This window comes from Nannocystis sp. (genome assembly GCF_016714285.1).
Classification (GTDB): Bacteria; Myxococcota_A; Polyangia; order Nannocystales; family Nannocystaceae; genus Nannocystis.
The window spans coordinates 539,267-558,105 of the sequence record NZ_JADJNN010000002.1; the positions used below are offsets into that span (position 1 = coordinate 539,267).

The following is an 18,839-nucleotide window of genomic DNA, read 5'->3' on the forward strand; positions in this document are numbered from 1 at the left end:
GAGTCAGGGGGTCAGGTGGCGGCGACGAGCTCGAGCAGGCGCTTGCGTGCGCGGGTGAGGCGGTCGCCGATGGTGGAGAGCGGCTTGTCGAGGATCTGGCTGATCTCCTGCAGGGTGAGGCCCTCGTAGTGATAGAAGACGAAGACCTCGCGGAGGTCGGGGGCGAGGTGTTGCAGCAGGCGGGTGGCCTCGTCGCGCACGTCGGCGTGGCTGGACTGCGGGCCGCGGCCGCCGACCCACCACTGGAAGGCCGCCTTGACGCGGTTGCGGCGGAAGCGGTGGCGCAGCAGGTTGTGGGTGGTGTTGGTGGTGATGCGATAAAGCCAGGTGCTGAGGGTCGAGCCGCCCTTGAAGGTGGCGAGGGCCGCGAAGGCGCGGGCGAAGATCGTTTGGACGAGGTCGTCGATCTCCGAGTCGGGGCCGAGCAGGCGGTAGAGGTGGCCGCGGACCTGGGCCTGGTGGGTGTCGTAGAAGTGACGCAGGGCGCGGGCGTTGCCGGCGCGGGCCTGGGCCAGGAGGATCTGCTCCTCGGCGCTGAGGTAGTCGACGTGCGCGGCCTCTGGGCTCGCCGCGGGGGCGATGAGCTCGTCGAAGACCTGGACTGCTCCGGTCATGCCGCGATTTGGCGGGCGTTCCACCGTGTTCGTCAACCTTTCTGCGTGGCCTCGGGTCGACCCGAGTCGGACCAGCATACCGATCTCTGCGCCGCTGGCGAGGGTTACACTCACCTTCATCGTGACCCTCGATGCCTGGCAGACCGCCTACACGCGGTGGCCGCTGGCCCGAAGCGCCTGCGCGGCCATGGCCGAGAAGTACGCCGCGGTCGCGGCGCTGGTCGCCTTGCCGGAGGGGGCTGTACAGGACGCGGCGCTGCGGGAGGCGGCCCGGCGCTGGCCTGGCTCGTTGCGGGAGGCGCAGCTCGCCGGGCCCGAACGCTGCGGCGAGCGGCGGGTCGGGGCCGAGGCCGGGGCTTGTGAGCCCGAGCGGGCGCGGGGGGTCTGGCTGGTGGAGCTGCCGGCGCTGCCGCTGTGGGCCGACCTGCATCTCTTGTTGGCGGATCAGCTGCGATGGCGAGGGGCCGGTGGGGTCGGTGGGGTCGAGGGTTTTGTGGGTCAGCTCGCCGGGGAGGCGGCTGTGCGCTGGCCGACGGCGGGTCTGCTGGTCGAGGTCGCGGGGCCGCAGGTGCGGCCGCGGCAGGCGTATCGCTGGCTGGCGGCCCGCGCCGGGCTGACGCTGGTGGCGCTGAACCGGGCGCTGTTTGGCCGTCCGGGGCCCTGGGATCGCAGGCCTGGCGATGACCCGCCGGGGAGTGCTTGATATCCCTGGATTTTTTGGCCTACCATCCGAGGGCCCCCGGAGCCTCTCGTGACCAAATCCGAACTCATCGAACGTGTGGCCGATTCGGCGAAGTTGACCAAGGGCCGGGCGGAGCTGGTGGTCACCACCATCTTCGACGCGATGGTCGACGCGCTGCGACGCGGTGATGGCATCGAGATCCGCGGCTTCGGGAGCTTCACGGTCCGGCAGTACAAGAGCTACGAGGGTCGCAACCCGCGGACCGGCGACGCAGTGCATGTCGCGCCCAAGCGCCTGCCGTTCTTCAAGGTCGGCAAGGAGCTGAGGGCGCGCGTCAACGCGGCGATCGCCGCGGCCGAGATCGCCCAGGCCGCCGCTGATGCGCCGGCCCGTCGTGTGAGCCCGGCGGATCGAGCCGCCGCGCCGGCCCCGGCGCCAAGGCCCCGCGCCGCGCGGGCGCGCGATGAGAATCTGTCCGAGGACAGCATCTGAGCGGCCTCTGAGGGGGCCTGGAGCGGCTGGCCTTCGGGGCAAGTGGCCTGTCTCGTGGGACAGGTTAGTAGGGGTGGCCTTCGGGACAGGTTGATGGAGCTGGTCTTTGGGGCAGGTGGGTCTGCCTCGTGGGACAGGTTGATGGAGCTGGTCTTTGGGGCAGGTGGAGTCAGCTCGGACGGACGCGGAGCCGGCCGGTGCGGGTGTCGAGGCGGACCCAGGTGCCGGTCGGGACGGTGGTGCAGCCGCGGCAGCCGATCAGGGCGGACAGGCCGAGCTCGCGGGCCATGAGCGCGGCGTGGCTCATCGCGCCGCCGTGCTCGCAGCAGACGGCGCGGACGCCGAGGGCGCGCAGGACGACCGCGGCCTGGGCGGTGAGGGCGGGGATCGCCAACACGGCGCCGGGTGGAGGGGGCTCGGCGAGCAGCGCGGCGAGGTCGCGGCGCTGGGTCAGCGGGCCCTCGACGACCGGGCCGATCGCCACGCCGTGGAGGAGGTCGTCGCTGCGGCCTGGCACGGGCAGGCCGGCGAAGAGCTGCAGCGGGGGGAACAGGCGGGCGCGGGCGCGGTGCTCGGCGCGGCGCGGCGCGAGCTCGGGCGATGCGCCGCGCAGAACGGCCTGGAGCGTGTCGGGTGGGAGCAGGAAGATGTCGTCGTCGGCGATGTCGAGGGCAGCGGCGGCGCGGAGGTAGCAGCGGCGCAGCGGGGCCAGGCCGAGCGCGAAGAGGTGGTCGTCGAGCTCGCCGATGAGGGTTGCGAGGGCGAGCTCGTCGGTGGGGCTGGTGGGCAGGTCGCGGAGTTCGGCGAGGGCTGTCCCATGGGACAGGTCGAGCAAGGTCGGGCTGGCGATGTCCCAGGTGGCGGGGAGGACGTCGAGGTGGGCGACGCGGGCGTCGAGGCAGAGCGGGTGGTCGGTGCGCGCGACGAGGGAGCTCGGGCGGGCGGGCAGGGCGGCGTGGCGCTCGAGGACGTCGCGCAGGAGCTCGCAGGCGTGGTCGACGAGGGTGGCGAGGGCGGGGCGGTCGGCGGATCGGAGCTGGTGCTCGAGGGCGGTGAGGGCGGCGCGGGCCTCCGGGATGTGGCGGGTGCGGAGCTCGTGGAGGGCGCGGCGCAGGGCGGCGGGGTCGGATACACGGTCTGCGCGGGTGAGCTGGTCGGGTTCGTACAACCAGCCGGCGATGACGCGGGCTCGCACCAGGGCGGGCCGCTCACGCGCGAGGCGGCGGACGAGGCCCGCGTGGGCCGGCGAGAGTGCGGCGGGGTTGTGCTCGCCGTCGAGGCGCCACAGGCCGGGCAAGGGGAGCGGCTGGTTCGCGTCCTCGTCGGTGCTTGGCGGGTCGTTGCGGTGCTCCCCGATGCTGGCCGGGTCACGGTCGGGTGTGGAGGTAGGGGTGCTTGGCGGGTCGTCGCGGTGCTTCCCGAGGTCGGGCGGGTCGCGGTCGGGTGTGGAGGTAGGGGCAGGCGGTGTGGAGGCGGTGAGCGGCGGGTCGTCGAGGCTGTGGAGGTCGTGGCGTGCGGCGGCGGCGAAGGCGGGCCAGCCGGGGTGCAGCGGCCGGGTGAGGGGGCGGGCCTGGACGAGCCAGACGCGCTCGTCGTGGTCGGCGACGAGCTCGAGGTCGAGGCCGTGCGGGGCGTGTGGGAGGGCGGCGGTGACCTGGTCGCAGAGGGCGTCGATGGCGGTGCGCAGCGCGGCGGGGAACAGCGCGAGCGGGCCGGCGAGGGTTGGGGTGAGTCCGGCGGCGAGGGGTTCGTGGTCGCTGGTGGTGGAGCTGTCGCGGCGGTGGAGCTCGAGGTGGCGGAGCTGGGTCTGGGCGACGACGGCGAGCCAGGGACCGACGACCTCGCGCTGGACCAGGACCTGGGCGCGGGGCGGGGCGGGGAAGTAGGCGGTGAGCCAGGGGTCGCGGAGGGCGTCGGCGATGTGGCGGAGGGCGTCGCGCACGGCGTCGCGGTCGTGGCAGTCGGCGATCGAGCTGCCGAGGCCTGCGCCGGCGTGCTCGGGGCCGTCCTCGTCGAGCAGGGCGGCGCGGACGATGACCGGGCCGGTCTGTAATAAGGATTCGATGCGGGTCCAGGTGGCGGAGTCCGGTTCGTCGGGGCTGGCGAGTGCGACGCCCTCGGGGACCGGTAAGCCGGCGGCGGCCAGGCGGACGAGCGTGGCGATCTTCGGGGCCAGCTCCGCGGTTCGCACGAGCGTGGCGATCTTCGGGGCCAGCTCCGCGGCTCGCGTGGCGATCTTCGGGGCCAGCTCCGCGGTTCGCACGGGCGCACTGTAACAGGCGGCGTGGTAGACGAGGCGCATGCGCGGCGCGGATCAGCTGCCGGGGCCGGTGCTCGCCGAGTGGCTGGTGCACAGCTTGCGTGGGCGGAGCACCGGGCTGCTCGTGATGGCCGGGCCGGGGCGCGGCGGGACCGGCGGAGCGCTGCGCGAGCGGGTCGACGCGGCGGCGCAGCAGCACGGGTGGTTGCGCGTCGAGGTCGGGGTCGATGCTGGGCTGGCAGCGACCTCGACAACGAGCGCATCGGTCGATGCTGGGTTTGCGCGGGGGAGCCTCGAGGCGCTGGTGGTCGTGACGGTGCTGGGCGACGGGGCGATCGCGGCGGTGGTCGCGGGCGCGTGCGAGGGGCTGCGGGCGGGCGGGCTGGTGATCGAGCTCGGCCATCCGCCGGTGTTGCGTCCGTGGCAGATGCTGCGCTGGCTGCGACGCACGCGGGTGATGCGGTCGGCGGCGGAGCTGCGGGCGCGGGCGTGGCTCGGGCTCGGGGTCTATGCGGTCGAACAGTGGGCGCCGATCGACCTGCCGCGGGTGCTGGTGACCTGCGGGCGCTGGCGTGCGATACCGGGGCCGTGAACGGGCCGATCGGCAAGGATACGCTCTGGGTCGAGGTCAGCGATGAGCGCTTCACCGAGGCGGTGCAGCGCAGCTTCAAGCGGGTGGGTGAGCCGCGGCGTGTGACCGCGGTCGACCTCGACGGGACCGGGCCGCAAGCGTTGCAGGCGCTCGAGCTGGCCGGCGATGGTTGCGTGGGGCACGGGCCGGCGCACGCGTGCGTGGTCGAGGACAGCGGCTCGGGGCTGGTGTGGCTGGTTTATGGTGGGGCGGCGGGGCTGGTGATCGGCGCGGCGGTGTTCGAGGCGTACTTGTTGGTCGATCGCGAGGCGCTGGTGTTCGCGGAGGAGTGAGTCTCAGGCGATCGAGATGGCGCGGTCCCAGGCGCGGCGCAGCTCGCTGCGTTGCGGGGTCGGCGGGCCGGGGGTGAAGCTGCGGTCCTCCTTCCAGGCGGCGCTGAGGGCCGTGGTGTCGGGCCAGAGGCCGACGCCGAGGCCGGCCATGAACACGGCGCCGAGGGCGGTGGCCTCGAGCATCGTGGGCCTTGCGAGCGGGACGCCGAGGAAGTCGGCCTGGAGCTGCATGAGGAGGTCGTTGGCCGCGGCGCCGCCATCGACCCGGAGGCCGCGCAGGGGGGCGCCGGTGTCGGCGGCCATGGCGAGCAGGAGGTCGGAGATCTGCAGGGCGATGCCCTCGAGGGCGGCGCGGGCGATATGCGCGCGGGTGGTGCCGCGGGTGAGGCCGCTGATGAGGCCGCGGGCGTAGGGGCGCCAGTGCGGGGCGCCGAGGCCGGCGTGGGCGGGGACCAGGATCACGCCGCCGCTGTCGTCGACGCTGCGGGCGAGGGCCTCGACCTCGCTGGCTTTGGTGATGATGCCGAGGCCGTCGCGCAGCCACTGGATCACGGCGCCGGCCATGAAGGCGCTGCCCTCGAGGCAATAGGTGGTGCGCTCGCCGATCTGCCAGCCGACGGTGGTCAGCAGGCCGTGCTGCGAGGGGACGGGGCGCTCACCGGTGTTGAGCATCACGAAGGCGCCGGTGCCGTAGGTGCACTTGGCCTCGCCGACCGCGAAGCAGGCCTGGCCGAACAGGGCTGCCTGTTGATCGCCGGCGATGCCGTGGATCGGGACGCCGTCGGGGAGGCCGGGGACGTCGCGGGTGACGGCGAAGCGGGCGGTGCAGGGGCGGACCTCGGGGAGGACCTCGATCGGGACGCGCAGGAGCTCGCACAGCTCGCGGTCCCAGCCGCCGCCTTGGAGCGGCCACAGCAGGGTGCGCGAGGCGTTGCTGGGCTCGGTGACGTGGGCCGCGCCGGCGCTGAGGCGCCACACGAGGTAAGTGTCGATCGTGCCGGCCGCGAGCTCGCCGCGAGCGGCGCGGGCACGCGCGTCGGGGACGTGGTCGAGGACCCAGGCGAGCTTGGTGGCGGAGAAGTAGGGGTCGAGGACGAGGCCGGTGCGCTGGCGGATCTTGGCCTCGTGGCCGTCGGCCTTGAGGGCCTCGCACACGCCGGCGGTGCGGCGGTCCTGCCAGACCAGGGCGCGGTGGATCGCCGCGCCGCTGTGACGCTCCCACACCAGGCTGGTCTCGCGCTGGTTGGTGATGCCGATCGCGGCGATGCGGGCGGCGTCGACGCCGCTGGCGCGCATGACCTCGGAGATCACGGCGAGGACGGAGTGCCACAGCTCGCCCGGGTCGTGCTCGACCCAGCCGGGCTGCGGGAAGTGCTGCGGGAACTCGCGGGTGGCCCGGGCGCGGACCTGGAGGTCGGCGTCGACGAGCAGGCAGGTGGTGCCGGTGGTGCCCTGGTCGATGGCGAGGATGAGGTCGGTCGACATGCGAGCGCGAAGGTATCACGGCGGCCGCGGGCGCCCGGCGACGGGGTCAGCGAGTTGCCACGCGGGCGAAGGTCGGAGTTGCCACGCGGGCAGCTCGAGCGTCACGGAGATCGAGGCGACGCTGGCGACTCGATCTCCGTGGGACGCGGCGAGGCGCGGGGACAGGGAGGGCGCTCATCGAGAACCCGAGGACCAGGGTCAGCTCGCGGCCGGGGCAGTGGAGGTGGGCCGCCTCGGTGGAGATAGACCTGTCACGCGAGCCGTGCTCGGCGAGCGTGGTGGTCGCGGAGTCCGGCGCGCCGGGGGACGTGCAGGGCGAAGCGGGTGTCGGCGATCGGGTGCCGGTGCGGCAGCGGCATCGCGGTCCGTCGTGCTGGTGCGGGGTGGTGGGCCATCTCGGCACGATATCCACTGCTCACGGCGCATATTTTTTGGCCGGGCCGGGACCCGCGAGATCTCTCCAGGAGGAGGCCGTCGTTGCGCGGGGCGGCCGGGGATCGCTCCGGAGGGAATTCATGGCCGGAAGGCCAGGTTGGATCTCGGCCGCGCGTGCTGCCCTGGATTTGCGCCGAGGCCGCAGGAGGGCCCCAGGGCACAAGAATTCACAATGGTCAACAAACTCATGGATTTAGGCCCTTGTACCCAGGTTCAGGGGGCGGAACGCGCACCACCTCAATTCACTACAATGACCTATCAAATCCATATCACTAACACTCACTTACGTATCACTGAGGCGGAGGGCCGTCGTTGACGAAGGCCTTGCCCGAGCCGAGAATGTGTAGGACACGCTTTGCGAGTGGCCGTGCCGATGACTGCAACCTCCAAACAGGAGCCGCCGACCCCGACCGATAGCCCGGTCGTCGAGGTCGTGGCGGACGACGCGGATGGGGCGGATGAGGGGGCGGCCGGGCGTGAGGCCGAGGCGGCGGCGAAGCGGAGCAAGAAGGCGGCGACAGTGACAGCGAGTGTTGCGGCAGTGGAGGTCACGGCGAAGCCGGCGAAGGCGAAGCCGGCGACGCAGCCCAACAACGTCCGCAAGCTGCGGCAGGCGGCGATGATGAGCAAGGCCGAACTCGCGCGGCGAGCTGGCGTCAGCCCGCTGACGATCGATCGGGTGGAGTCGGGTTGTCCGTGCCGCATGGACACCAAGCGGAAGATCCTCGAGGCGCTGGGTCTGAAGCCCGAGGCGCGCGAGCAGGTGTTCGGGCCGGACATCGACCAGGCCTGACGCTGTTGCGGTGTCGGTGGGCACGAGGCCATGGCGAGTCACTGTATCGGCCTCGACATCGGCTCGACGGCGATCAAGCTCGTACAGCTGCGGACCGGGCGGGCCGGGCTCTCGCTGGAGAACTTCGGCGTGGCGCCGGTGCCGGTCGGGGCGATCGTCGGCGGGATGGTGCAGCAACCGGCGCTGGTGGTCGCTGCGCTGCGCGAGCTGACGGCGCGCATCGGCCTGCGCGGCACGGAGGTGGCCCTGGCCGTGTCCGGCAACGGGGTGATCATCAAGCGGATCAGCGTGCCGCAGCTCGAGCCGGACGCGTTCGCGCGGCAGATCGAGTGGGAGGCGCGGCAGCTGGTGGCGCCGCCCAGCCGCGACGACCTGCTCATCGACCACACCCGCCTGCGCCAAAACCCCATGACCGGCGAGGTCGAGGTGCTGCTCGTCGCGGCCAAGACGGACGCCGTCCAGCAGTACCTGCGGGTGGTCAGCGAGGCGGGGCTGCGCCCGGTGGTGGTCGATGCCACGGCCTTCGCGCTGCAAAACTGCGTCGAGGCCGGCCAGGGCTTCGCCAGCAGCGAGACCTTCGCGGTGGTCAATGTCGGCGCCGCGGCCTCGACGATCAGCATCATCGCCGAGGGGATGCCGGCCTACGGGCGTGACATCGGCTCCGGCGGGAATCTCTACAGCGAGGCGCTGCGCGGGCTCGGTTTGGCCGCGGAGGACATCGAGCGCTGCAAACGGGGGGGCGAGCTGCCAGGTCTCGAGATCGAGGCCCGGATGGTCCAGGTGTCGGAGGCGATCGCGGCGGAGATCCAGCGCTCACTCGACTTCTTCCGCGCGGCGGTCGCCGAGGAGCCGCTGTCGCGCATCGTGCTCAGCGGTGGTTCGGCGCTGGTGGCCTCGCTGCGGCGGGCGCTGGGCGAACGCTCGCGGCTGCCGGTCGCGCTGCTCGACCCGTTCGCGCGGGTCCGGGTCGACTCGCGTCGGGTCGACCTGGCGGCGCTGCGGACCAACGCCCCGGCGGCGGCGGTCGCGTTTGGGCTGGCCCTGCGCTCGGAGGACGACGCGCCATGATCCGCATCAACCTGTTGCCGCAGACGGCGAGGCGACGGCGACGACCCCGGGCCGGCCGCGAGTTGCCCGTGCTGGCCCTGGTGCTCGTCTCGATCGCGCTGATCACCGCCGGGGCCTTGTGGAGCGCCGCGACCGAGGCGGAGAGCGACGAGCTGCGCCAGCAGACCGCCAGCCTGAAGGAGGAGACCAGGGCGGTGCGCGACAGCTTCGACCCCGGGGCGCTGGTGCCTCGCGAGCGCGCGCTACAGGCCGAGCGCGCGGCGCAGGACCAGCTCAAGGTCGGCCGGCGTACGCCGACGGCGCTGCTGGTGGTGCTCGCGGAGGTCGTCGCCGCGGGTGACCCGGCGGCGCTGCCCGGTGAGTCGCCCTTCGCCGGCCGGGCTCGCAAGGGGCCGCTGTGGCTCAGCGAGCTGCGCGAGCTGGACGCGAGGCAGTGGTCGTTGACGGCCTCGGCCGCGGACCTGCCGACGCTCACCGGCCTGCTGCGGCGCCTGCGTTCGAGCGAGCACTTCGCGGCGGTGGCCCCGGCAGAGTATGTTCGCGAGGACGATCGGCTCACGCTGCGGGTGACGCTGAGCGTCCGCTGACCGACGATTCCTGGGAGTGACACATGTCCGCTGGCCCCTTCGCCCACTGGTCGCCGCTGCAGACGCTGCTCGTCTGGGTGCTCGGGACCTGCGTGGCGGCGGTCGTGTGGTACGCGCTGTTCTACCGGGCGACGCACGACGAGTGGGTGCTGGCGACCAACGAACAGCACGTGGCGTACCGGGAACGCGATGACGCGCGCAAGGCCCGGGATCGGGCCCGCCTGCACGCCCAGGAGCTCGACGCTGACGCCGCTGCTCTGGCCGCGACGCGGGTCGCGAGCGCGGCACCGGGCGAGGACTTGCTGCTGGTGGTGGCGCCGCTGGCGAGCGAGCTGGGGCTGGAGATCGACCGCTGGCGGCCGCTGGCGGACGAGCCGGCGGGGGCGTTGTTGCTGGCGCCGGTCGAGGTCGATGCGCGCTGCTCGTGGTCGGCGCTGCTCGAGCTGCTGCGCCGGCTCAGCGAGCTGCCGCAGGTGCTGGTGGTGCAGCGCCTGGCGATCCGCGCGGGCGACGGTGACGCGCTCGAGCTGCATCTGGTGCTCGGTGCGCTGCGCCTGCGCCCCGAGGCGACCCCGTGAAGGGCCCGGCCCGGCCGGTGTTTCTCACCGGGATGATGGGCGCAGGCAAGTCGACGCTCGCTCCGCTGGTGGCTCGAGTGTGGGGTGTGCCGTGGGTCGACCTCGACGTCCGTGTGGGCCGCATCTTCGGCGCCACGGTGGCGCAGCTGTTCGCGCGCGGTGAGCCGCAATTTCGCCGCTGCGAGCGTGAGGCCCTGCAGCTGTTGCTCGCCGAGCCCGGGCTGCGCGGGCGCGGTGTGGTGATCGCGGTGGGTGGGGGTGTGATCGTCGACCCGGTCAACCGCGCGACGATCGCCGCCGCCGGGCTCGTGGTCTTCCTCGCCGTCCCGCTCGACGAGCTCTACGCTCGCCTGCTCGCTCCGGCGGCGCGCGAGCAGCGGCCCTTGCTGGGCGGCGAGCCCTCGCTCATGCGCGCGCGCCTCGAGGAGCTGCTCGAGCGACGTCGGTCTGCCTATGGGGAAGCAAACGTGGTTGTCGACGCCGGAGGATCACCGCAAGATGCGGTTCGCAGGCTGCTCGCGGCGCTGCCCGAGGCGTGAGCATGACGGACCCGTCACCAGGCAGAGCCAGGCGTCCACGCCCGCTGGTGGTCGACGTGCACGTGCCCGCCGAGAGCCACAGCTACCCGGTGTTGATCGGTCGCGGGACGATCGCCCGCCTCGGCGTCGAGTTGCAGCAGCGGCTCGGTCACAGCGGGACGGTCGCGCTGGTCTCGGACAGCACGGTGACCCGGCTGCACGCGGCGGCGGTGCAGGCCAACCTCGAGGCGCAGGGCTTCACGGTGGCGGCGATCGTCGTGCCCGCGGGTGAGGCTCACAAGACCACCGGGACGCTCTTCGACGTGATCGGGGGCATGATAGCGAGTGGCCTGGGCCGGCGCGACGTGGTCGTCGCTCTCGGCGGCGGGGTGGTCGGAGATCTCGCCGGACTGGCAGCGGCCCTGTTCATGCGCGGCGTGCCGGTGGTCCAGTGCCCGACCACGCTGCTCGCCCAGGTCGATGCCTCGGTCGGGGGCAAGGTCGCGGTCGACGTGCCCGCCGGCAAGAACATGGTCGGGGCCTTTCATTTCCCGCTGTTCGTGGTGATCGACCCTGAGCTGCTCGTCACCCTCGGCGACCGCGAGCTGGCTCAGGGTCTCGCCGAGATGCTCAAGCACGCCTTGCTGTTCTCGGCCGACCACCTGCAGGCGCTGCTCAGCGCGGCGCCGGCGATCTACGCCCGCAACTTCGACATCATCACGCCGCTGGTGGCGACCTCGGTCGGGCTCAAGGCGGCCTGCGTCGGCCGCGACCCGTGGGAGACCGGGGAGGCCGGCAAGGGCCGGGTCCTGTTGAACCTCGGGCACACCGTCGGGCACGCGATCGAGGCCGCCTCGGGGTTTCAGGTGGCGCACGGCGAGGCGGTCGCGCTCGGTCTGCGCGCGGCGGCCAGGATCTCCGAGCTCAAGGGTCTCGCCGAGCCCGGGCTCGAGGCGCTCGTGGTCGACGCTCTCACGTGCCTGCGCCTGCCGACAGGGCTCGACGAGTGGCTGGTCGGAGAGCGCGGCGTGGCGGTCGAGCGGGCCCTGCAGAGCGACAAGAAACGGGCCGCCGGGAGCGTGAGCTACGTGGCTCTGGCCGGCGTCGGCGAGCCCTCGGTGCTGTCGCTCGCCTTGCGAGATCTCATCGGTCTGCTGCGTCAGGGGATCGTCGCGGGCTGACTTGGGGAATTGCCCGCCTGAGGGCGTCTGGAGCGGCGTTGGGCCGATCGAGCGGCGGGCGCAATTGCTCGGCTCCAATGCCGTCCGAACGCCGCCAACATGCCGCTTGCCAGGCGGTTCGGCGTCTGCGACCCTGCAACCCGGCGAGAGACCATGCTCGATACCCTCAAATCCATCGTCGACAAGATCCCGGGCGCCAAAGCTGCTGTGCTAATGGGCCTCGACGGGTACACCGTGGAGAAGTACGTCGGTGACGATAGCCTCGGTGACATCGAACAGGTCTCCACCGAGTTCATCGAGATGATCAAGGTGGCTCGCGCCCTCGACCTGGGCACGGTGTCTGACATCACCGTCAAGGCCGAGCGCGGCACCCTGCTGGCCCGCTTCCTCTCTGAGGGCTACTTCGCCGTCGTGCTGATGACCGAGACCGGCAACTTCGGCAAGGGCCGCTGGGTCCTCCGCACCGCCGCCAACGAGCTGCTCGCCGCGCTGTGACCGGCTGTGACTTGGCCTGTGACTGGCCTGCGCACACAGCCGCGGGTGCTCGTGATTCACGGGCCCAATCTCAACTTGCTGGGTGAGCGTGAGCCGGCGGTGTACGGCAGCACCACGCTGGCAGAGCTCGACGCCTCGCTGCACATCCTCGCCGACGAGCTCGGTGTGCAGCTGATGACGCAGCAGAGCAACCACGAGGGCACCATCGTCGAATGGATCCAGGGGTCCCGCGCCCGCGGCGAGCGACCCCAGGACGGGCTGATCGTCAATCCAGGGGGTTATACGCACACCAGCGTGGCCATCGCCGACGCCCTGCGGGCCGTGAGCATCCCGGCGATCGAGGTCCACCTGAGCAACCTCTACGCGCGCGATTCCCTTCGCCACACCTCGATCACTGGCGTAGCATGTGCCGGGATCATCATGGGCCTGGGCACTGCATCGTACCTCCTCGCGTTGCGCTTTCTTGCGGGCCAACTCGGCCGTCCCCGAGTCGGCCCACGAGTCGGCCAGCCCCTCCCCTGAGCCTGTTCTATTACGGAGTGTCCATGTCGTCCGAACCCCGGGACAACAACACGCTGCCTGACTTGCGGTACATCCGCGAGCTGGCCAAAGTCTTTCGCCAGTACGACCTCGACGAGATCGAGATCGAGAACGGGGAGCAGCGCGTGCTGCTGCGGCGCAGCGACTTCCCGGCCGGCAGCGCCAGCGCGGCCAGCGGAGCGGGGCGGCCCGTCGTCGAGTACCAGGTGCCGGCAGCACCGGCAGCGCCGGCGCCGAGCCCGAGCCCGGCAGGAGGGGGCGCAGCCGCGCCCGCGCCCGCAGGGACGAGCGAGGCGTTCATCACCTCGCCCTTCGTCGGCACCTTCTACCGCTCGTCGAGCCCGGAGTCGCCGTCCTTCGTCGAGGTCGGCACCACGGTGCAGCGCGGGCAGACCCTGTGCATCGTCGAGGCGATGAAGCTGTTCAACGAGCTCGAGGCCGAGTTCCCGTGCGTGATCGAGGCGGTGCTCCTCGACAACGCGCAGCCGGTCGAGTACGGGTCCAAGTTGTTCCGGATTCGCAAGCTGTGACCGTGGAGATCCGCAAGGTCCTGATCGCCAACCGGGGTGAGATCGCCCTCCGGGTGATCCGCGCGTGTCGCGAGCTCGGCCTCAAGACGGTCGCCGTCTACTCCACCGCCGACGCCCACTCGTTGCATGTGCGCTTCGCCGATGAGGCCGTGTGCATCGGCCCGGGCCAGGCGGCGCAGAGCTACCTCAACATCAAGCACATCATCGCCGCCGCTGAGCTCACCGGCGCCGACGCGGTCCACCCCGGCTACGGCTTCCTCGCCGAGCGGGCCGAGTTCGCGGAGATCGTCCAGAAGTGCGGCATGATCTTCATCGGGCCTGACCCGATCCACATGCAGGTGATGGGCGACAAGGTCCGCGCGCGTCAGACGATGGCCGCCGCGGGCGTGCCCGTGCTGCCAGGCACCGGGGTGCTCAGCGGGGCGGTCGAGGCGCTCGCCGCGGCCGAGCGCATCGGCCTGCCGGTGATCCTCAAGGCCTCCGCCGGCGGCGGGGGTCGGGGCATGAAGATCATCCGCGACATGCGAGCCCTGCCGAGCACCCTCGAGACGGCCCAGCTCGAGGCGTTCAAGGCCTTCGGCTGCGGCGACATGTACCTCGAGCGCTACGTCCAGAGCCCGCGCCACGTCGAGGTCCAGGTCGTCGCCGACAAGCACGGCGACGCGGTCCACCTGCTCGAGCGCGAGTGCTCGGTGCAACGACGGCACCAGAAGGTCATCGAGGAGGCGCCCTGCTCGGTCCTCAGCGACGAGCTCCGGGCCGACATGTGCGCCACCGCGGTCAAGGCAGCCAAGGCGATCGGTTATCACTCGCTTGGCACCTTTGAATTCCTCCTCGACGGCGATCACTTCTACTTCATGGAGATGAACACACGCGTGCAGGTCGAGCACTGCGTGACCGAGATGATCACCGGCATCGACCTCGTGCAGGAGCAGATCCGCCTCGCCACTGGTGAGCCCCTGGCGCACCTGAACCGCGAGCACAAGCCGCGCGGGCACGCCATCGAATGCAGGATCAACGCCGAGGACCCGGTGACCTTCGCACCGCGTCCAGGGACGATCTCCGCGGTGCACTTCCCCGGAGGCTTCGGCGTAAGGGTAGATAGCCACGTCTACACGGGGTATACGGTTTCGCCCCACTACGACTCGATGGTCGGCAAGCTCATCGTCCACGCCCCCGACCGCCCGCGGGCCATCCAGCGGATGCGTCGGGCGCTGGGCGAATGCGTGATCGAGGGCATCCCAACCAATCTGCCCCTGCACCGCTGGTTGCTGAAGCAACCCGCCTTCGTCAGTGGTAAATACGATACCCACTTCCTCGAGGCCAACCTGGACCCCGAGGCGATCCGGGCCGAGGTCGATGCGGAGCAGGCCTAACCACAGCATGGGGCACGAGAGCATTCGGAAGGAGTGAGCAGCGGGGGTGGCGTTCAACCGGGACAAGGCGATGACGGCGGCCGCGAAGTTCGCGGCGAAGGGTCAGCATGATCGTGCCGCGAAGGAGTACGTCTCGGTCATCGAGGCCGACCCCAGCGACACGCGTACGTGGCTCTTGCTCGCCGAGGCGCTGGTCAACGCGGGCGACAAGCCCGGGGCCATCGAGCGTTATCTGCACGTCGCCGCCGGCTACGCGAGCACGAACGACGCCCAGAAGGCGATCGCTGTGTACCGCAAGGTCCTCGGCATCGACGCCAACCGCCTCGACATCCAGACCCGCATCGCCGGGCTCTACAAGGATCTCGGGCGTGTCGGCGACGCCGTCGCCGCCTACGAGTTCGTCGCCCAGGCCTACTTCCAGGCCGGCCAGATCGCCGAGGGCCTCGAGGGCTTTCGCATGGTCGCCGAGCTCGAGCCGGCGGCGGTGGGCAAGCGCCTGCGCCTCGCCGAGCTGTACTCGCGCGAGGGGATGGTCGCTCAGGCCGTCGAGCACTTCCGGCTGGCCGCCGAGCGCCTGCTCGCCGACCGCCGCACGGACGACTACATCCGCGTCGCCGAGCGCCTGATCTATCACAAGGAGGACGACCTCCCGGTCCTCCGCTCGCTCGCCCAGATCTACCTAAGACAGAACGAGAACCGGCGCGCGCTGGTCAAGCTGAACGCGCTGCTGCGGGCCGCCCCGGCCGACGCCGAGGGCCTGGAGCTGCTCGGGGAGACCTTCGTCGCCATCGGCAAGGTCGACAAGGCGATCAGCGTGGTGATGGAGCTGGCCCGCGAGCAGCGCAAGGGCGGGCGCAAGAACAAGGAGACCGCGGCTCGGGTGCTGCGCAAGGCGCTGCAGTGGAACCCGGAGAATGCCGATGACATCCGCAAGCTCGCCAGTGAGATCGAGGCCGAGGTCGCCCTGCTCCCGCCCGACGCAGAGCCCAAGGACAAGGGAGAGCTGGACCTCGACGTCGATGTCGTCGAGGACGAGGCCGCGGCGAGCAGCGGCGACATCGACCTCGACGTCGATGTCGAAGATGTGGAGGTCAAGGTCGAGGAGGTACCGTCCCGCCCTTTCGCTCCCGTGGGCGCCAACGTGGCGCCCAGCGTGGTTGAAGCTGGGGACGAGAGCGTCGGCGATGTCGACAAGGTCCTGCTCGAGGCCCGCGTCTATGTGAAGTACAAGATGTTCGAGCACGCGCTCGGGCATCTTGATGCGGTCTTTCTGCGTGACTCGAGCCACCTCGGCGCGCTCGAGCTGCAGGCGCAGATCCTGGTCGAGCTCGACCGCAGGCCCGAGGCCGCCGACATCCTCGTCCGCCTCGCCCAGCTGGTCAGCGCCCGCGATCCCCGGCAGGCCCGCGCGAACCTCGAGCAGGCGCAGAAGCTGGTCCCCGATCACACCAAGGCCGAGATGGTCCTGGCGGCGCTCGACAGCGGCGGCATCGGCGAGACAGCCCCGCTGCTCATCGGTCTGCAGGCCGAGCTGCAAGGCGACCCGACCGCCCCGCCTCGTGCTTTCGATCCAGCCGAGTCGAGCAGCCACGGGGCGGCCTCCACCGTCGGTCCCGAGCCCAGCGGCACCGTGCCCGTCGCGGTGGTCGCCAAGGACAGCAGCGAGGACGCGAAGCCGGTCGAGGCTCCGGGAGCTCCGTCGGTCACGAGTGAGGGCCCCGCGGTGCAGAGCCTGGCACGCGACGAGGTCCCTGCCGCCACGCCGCCGGCGGAGGGCTCCGGTGCGCGCACGTTGCCGACGATCAGCGAAGATTCGGGCGCGGGTAAGCTGGCCGCCCTGGTCAACGAGCCGCGCACGGAGGGCTCCGGCGCGCGCAAGCTGCCGACGGAAGAGGGATCCGGCGCGCGCAAGCCGGTCGTGGCGGTGAACGAGCCGATCACCGAGGGCTCGGGGGCTCGCAAGCTGCCGACGGTGAGCGAGGGCTCTGGTGCGCGCAAGCTGCCGACGGAAGAGGGCTCTGGTGCGCGCAAGCTGGCCGCGCTGGTGAACGAGCCGATCACCGAGGGGTCCGTCGCTCGTAAGCTCCCGACCGAGCGCACGCCGTTGCCGATCAAGACCTTCGGCGAGAAGACCCCGCTGCCCGTCTTCAAGCCGCCGCCGTCTGAAACGGTGATCAAGGCGGCGAGCGAGACGGACTCGTCGGGCACGCTCACGGGCACGCCAGAGCCGGCTGCACCCGTGACTGACACCCCGCCGCGAGGCCGCCCGATCGTCAAGCCCGTGCGCAAGCCGCCAGGCGGCGCCTTCAAGCCGCCCGCGCAGCCCTCGGCCGAGGTCGAGGAGTTGGATTCTGGCGTGATCGAGGAGCTCGACGTCGACGAAGCTGACGTGGTCGAGACGCCCGCTGCGCCCCCGCCGCGCAAAGGCCCGCCCAGTCGACCCGCGCCGCCGGCCAAGCGCCCGCCGCCGAAGCCACCTGGGCGCAGCGACCCCAAGGCAGCGTCGCCATCCGGCGCCGGCAAGGCGACACCTGTCCCGGAGGACAGCAAGGCGACACCTGTCCCGGAGGACAGCAAGGCGACACCTGTCCCGGAGGACAGCAAGGCGACACCTGTCCCGGAGGACAGCAAGGCGACACCTGTCCCGGAGGACAGCAAGGCGACACCTGTCCCGGAGGACAGCAAGGCGACACTTGTCCCGGAGGACAGCAAGGCGCAGGCATTGCCGATCGCCGGGAGCGAAGCGGTCGTCGAGGCCCAGCCCGCCGAGGTCGTGGCAGAATCCCGGGGCGCGGACAGCCGAGCTGTCGGTGAGAGCGTCGAGACCCGGCCCGAACCAGTCGCGGCGGCGGAGAAGGCCGAGCCCGCGAGCGCGCAGTCCGAGACCGTCGAGCCCGTCAGCGAGCCGCAGCCCGCGGCGGAAGTGATGGCGGCGCCTGTTGAGCCCACGAGCGAGACACCAGCAGCGGCAGCAGTGGCGGCGGAGCCTGTCGAGTCTGCGGGCGAGGCAGCGGCAGCAGTGGTGGCGGGGCCTGTCGAGTCTGCGGGCGAGGCAGCGGCAGCAGTGGTGGCGGAGCCTGTCGAGTCTGCGGGCGAGGCACCCGCGGCGGACGCAGCGGACGTGGAGCCCGTCAAACCCGCGAGCGAGGCAGCACCCGCGGCGGAAGCACCAGCGACGGAAGCACCACTCGCGGCGACGGAAGCACCCACGACGGAAGCACCCGCGACGGAAGCAGCACCCACGACGGAAGCACCCACGACGGAAGCACCCGCGACGGAAGCCGTGGCGCCGGAGCCCGTCGAGCTCGCAAGCGAAGCACCGCCCGCGCTGGAAGCAGCACCCGAGGAGACCGAGTCCACGAGCGAGTCCCTGCCCGAACCGGCGGCGGCCGAGCCAGTCGCGGAGCAGCTCGAGCCCGCGGCCCAGCCCGAGACCACGACCCCAGCACCCGACGCAGCGGAGCCAACCGTCGAGGCCGAGCCAAACGTCGACACGACACCCGAGACCGCCGCGAAGGCTGGGCCCGAGTCCGCGACCGAGTGGCCCGCGATCGACGACGAGCTCGACGAGCTGCGCTTCTTCATCTCCGGTCGATTCGAGGACGACGCCCAGTTCGCCTACCTCGATCTGCAGCGCCGTTTTCCGGGTCACCCTTCGCTCGCCGAGTTCGCCGATCGCTTCTCCACCGGCGCCAAGCTCGAGTCGGCCGCTGCCCCGGTCACGCTCGATGACCCGCGGCCGCCCTCCGCGCCGACGCGCGGCGCAGCACCGGCCCAGGTGCTGCACCTCGAGGAGGAGGACGAGGACGACTTCCTCTCGTCGATCTTCGACGAGCCGACGGCGCCTGCGCCAGGCAAGTCCAGCGCGCCGCGTCGCGCCGTGGCCACCCTCGACGAGGGCGCCGACGCCCAGACCTTCTTCGACCTCGGCACCGCGTATCGCGAGATGGGCCTCGAGGACGACGCCCTCGCCCAGTTTGAACTGGCCGCCAAGGATCCCCGCTGGACCGCCCGCGCACGCATCATGATGGCCACCCTCCGCGTGCAACGCGGGCAACCTCAGCTGGCGATCGACGACCTCGACATCGCCATGGCCGCCTCCGTCGACCCGGATGAGCGCAGCGAGGCCGGCTACGAGCTCGGCGTGCTGTTTCAGAGCCTCGGCGACAGCGCCCGCGCCATCGCGGCGCTGGAGGCCGTCACGCCTGGCTACCGCGATCGCGACGAGCGCCTGCAGTCGCTCCGCTGAGCTGGTCGATCTGTCGATAAGGACAGGTCACG

Annotated in this window: 18 protein-coding genes; 15 read left to right on the plus strand and 3 right to left on the minus strand. The window is 71.6% G+C overall.

What is annotated here, in order from left to right; genetic code table 11:
- Nucleotides 1–11 precede the first annotated feature (11 nt).
- Entirely contained in the window at nucleotides 12–614 is a 603-nt protein-coding gene (locus tag IPJ59_RS06435; protein ID WP_293248812.1) for an RNA polymerase sigma factor, read from the minus strand.
- A 121-nt stretch (nucleotides 615–735) separates the two neighbouring features.
- On the opposite strand from IPJ59_RS06435, the gene IPJ59_RS06440 reads away from it, so the two are divergent.
- Nucleotides 736–1,317 (plus strand): hypothetical protein, encoded by a 582-nt coding sequence (locus IPJ59_RS06440; RefSeq protein WP_293270229.1) that lies wholly within the window; start codon nucleotides 736–738, stop codon nucleotides 1,315–1,317.
- 48 nt (nucleotides 1,318–1,365) lie between these two features.
- Entirely contained in the window at nucleotides 1,366–1,788 is a 423-nt protein-coding gene (locus tag IPJ59_RS06445; RefSeq protein ID WP_293248806.1) for an HU family DNA-binding protein, read from the plus strand.
- 169 nt (nucleotides 1,789–1,957) lie between these two features.
- Here the strand turns inward: IPJ59_RS06445 and IPJ59_RS06450 are convergent, their stop codons facing one another.
- The gene (locus IPJ59_RS06450) at nucleotides 1,958–4,051 is read right to left on the minus strand and encodes a PEP-utilizing enzyme (protein WP_293270231.1); all 2,094 of its coding nucleotides are present in this window, start codon (nucleotides 4,049–4,051) and stop codon (nucleotides 1,958–1,960) included.
- Between the two features lie 37 nt (nucleotides 4,052–4,088).
- On the opposite strand from IPJ59_RS06450, the gene IPJ59_RS06455 reads away from it, so the two are divergent.
- Both IPJ59_RS06455 and IPJ59_RS06460 read left to right on the plus strand, forming a co-directional pair.
- Nucleotides 4,089–4,640 carry a hypothetical protein gene (locus IPJ59_RS06455; protein ID WP_293248797.1) on the plus strand — a complete coding sequence of 184 codons (552 nt, stop codon included), beginning with the start codon at nucleotides 4,089–4,091 and terminating at the stop codon, nucleotides 4,638–4,640.
- Nucleotides 4,637–4,972, plus strand: a complete 336-nt coding sequence (locus IPJ59_RS06460; protein ID WP_293270233.1) for a hypothetical protein — start codon at nucleotides 4,637–4,639, stop codon at nucleotides 4,970–4,972. Before IPJ59_RS06455 ends, IPJ59_RS06460 begins: the two co-directional genes overlap by 4 nt.
- A gap of 3 nt (nucleotides 4,973–4,975) precedes the next feature.
- Here the strand turns inward: IPJ59_RS06460 and glpK are convergent, their stop codons facing one another.
- Complete coding sequence (gene glpK, locus IPJ59_RS06465; protein WP_293248793.1) at nucleotides 4,976–6,457, minus strand: glycerol kinase GlpK; 1,482 nt, start codon at nucleotides 6,455–6,457, stop codon at nucleotides 4,976–4,978.
- Between the two features lie 808 nt (nucleotides 6,458–7,265).
- Here glpK and IPJ59_RS38660 point away from each other — a divergent pair.
- The 11 genes from IPJ59_RS38660 (at nucleotide 7,266) to IPJ59_RS06520 (ending at nucleotide 18,807) form a co-directional block, all read left to right on the plus strand.
- Nucleotides 7,266–7,685: a helix-turn-helix transcriptional regulator gene (locus tag IPJ59_RS38660; RefSeq protein WP_293248791.1), complete on the plus strand. Its 420-nt coding sequence runs from the start codon at nucleotides 7,266–7,268 to the stop codon at nucleotides 7,683–7,685.
- A 30-nt stretch (nucleotides 7,686–7,715) separates the two neighbouring features.
- On the plus strand, nucleotides 7,716–8,753 hold the full coding sequence (gene pilM / locus IPJ59_RS06475; protein ID WP_293248789.1) for a type IV pilus assembly protein PilM: 1,038 nt from the start codon (nucleotides 7,716–7,718) through the stop codon (nucleotides 8,751–8,753).
- The gene (locus tag IPJ59_RS06480; RefSeq protein WP_293270235.1) at nucleotides 8,750–9,340 is read left to right on the plus strand and encodes a PilN domain-containing protein; all 591 of its coding nucleotides are present in this window, start codon (nucleotides 8,750–8,752) and stop codon (nucleotides 9,338–9,340) included. Before pilM ends, IPJ59_RS06480 begins: the two co-directional genes overlap by 4 nt.
- Nucleotides 9,341–9,363: 23 nt before the next feature.
- Nucleotides 9,364–9,918, plus strand: coding sequence for a hypothetical protein (locus IPJ59_RS06485; protein ID WP_293248784.1), 555 nt, complete (start codon nucleotides 9,364–9,366; stop codon nucleotides 9,916–9,918).
- Nucleotides 9,915–10,457 (plus strand): shikimate kinase, encoded by a 543-nt coding sequence (locus IPJ59_RS06490; RefSeq protein WP_293270236.1) that lies wholly within the window; start codon nucleotides 9,915–9,917, stop codon nucleotides 10,455–10,457. Before IPJ59_RS06485 ends, IPJ59_RS06490 begins: the two co-directional genes overlap by 4 nt.
- 56 nt (nucleotides 10,458–10,513) lie before the next feature.
- Nucleotides 10,514–11,617, plus strand: a complete 1,104-nt coding sequence (locus tag IPJ59_RS06495) for a 3-dehydroquinate synthase (RefSeq protein ID WP_293248781.1) — start codon at nucleotides 10,514–10,516, stop codon at nucleotides 11,615–11,617.
- A gap of 153 nt (nucleotides 11,618–11,770) precedes the next feature.
- The gene (locus IPJ59_RS06500) at nucleotides 11,771–12,112 is read left to right on the plus strand and encodes a roadblock/LC7 domain-containing protein (RefSeq protein ID WP_293248779.1); all 342 of its coding nucleotides are present in this window, start codon (nucleotides 11,771–11,773) and stop codon (nucleotides 12,110–12,112) included.
- A gap of 27 nt (nucleotides 12,113–12,139) precedes the next feature.
- Nucleotides 12,140–12,634, plus strand: a complete 495-nt coding sequence (gene aroQ / locus IPJ59_RS06505; protein WP_366524559.1) for a type II 3-dehydroquinate dehydratase — start codon at nucleotides 12,140–12,142, stop codon at nucleotides 12,632–12,634.
- 23 nt (nucleotides 12,635–12,657) lie between these two features.
- Nucleotides 12,658–13,182 carry an acetyl-CoA carboxylase biotin carboxyl carrier protein gene (gene accB / locus IPJ59_RS06510; RefSeq protein WP_293248773.1) on the plus strand — a complete coding sequence of 175 codons (525 nt, stop codon included), beginning with the start codon at nucleotides 12,658–12,660 and terminating at the stop codon, nucleotides 13,180–13,182.
- Nucleotides 13,183–13,184: 2 nt separating this feature from the next.
- Nucleotides 13,185–14,558, plus strand: a complete 1,374-nt coding sequence (gene accC / locus IPJ59_RS06515) for an acetyl-CoA carboxylase biotin carboxylase subunit (RefSeq protein WP_293270239.1) — start codon at nucleotides 13,185–13,187, stop codon at nucleotides 14,556–14,558.
- A 70-nt stretch (nucleotides 14,559–14,628) separates the two neighbouring features.
- The gene (locus IPJ59_RS06520) at nucleotides 14,629–18,807 is read left to right on the plus strand and encodes a tetratricopeptide repeat protein (protein WP_293270241.1); all 4,179 of its coding nucleotides are present in this window, start codon (nucleotides 14,629–14,631) and stop codon (nucleotides 18,805–18,807) included.
- Nucleotides 18,808–18,839 lie beyond the last annotated feature (32 nt).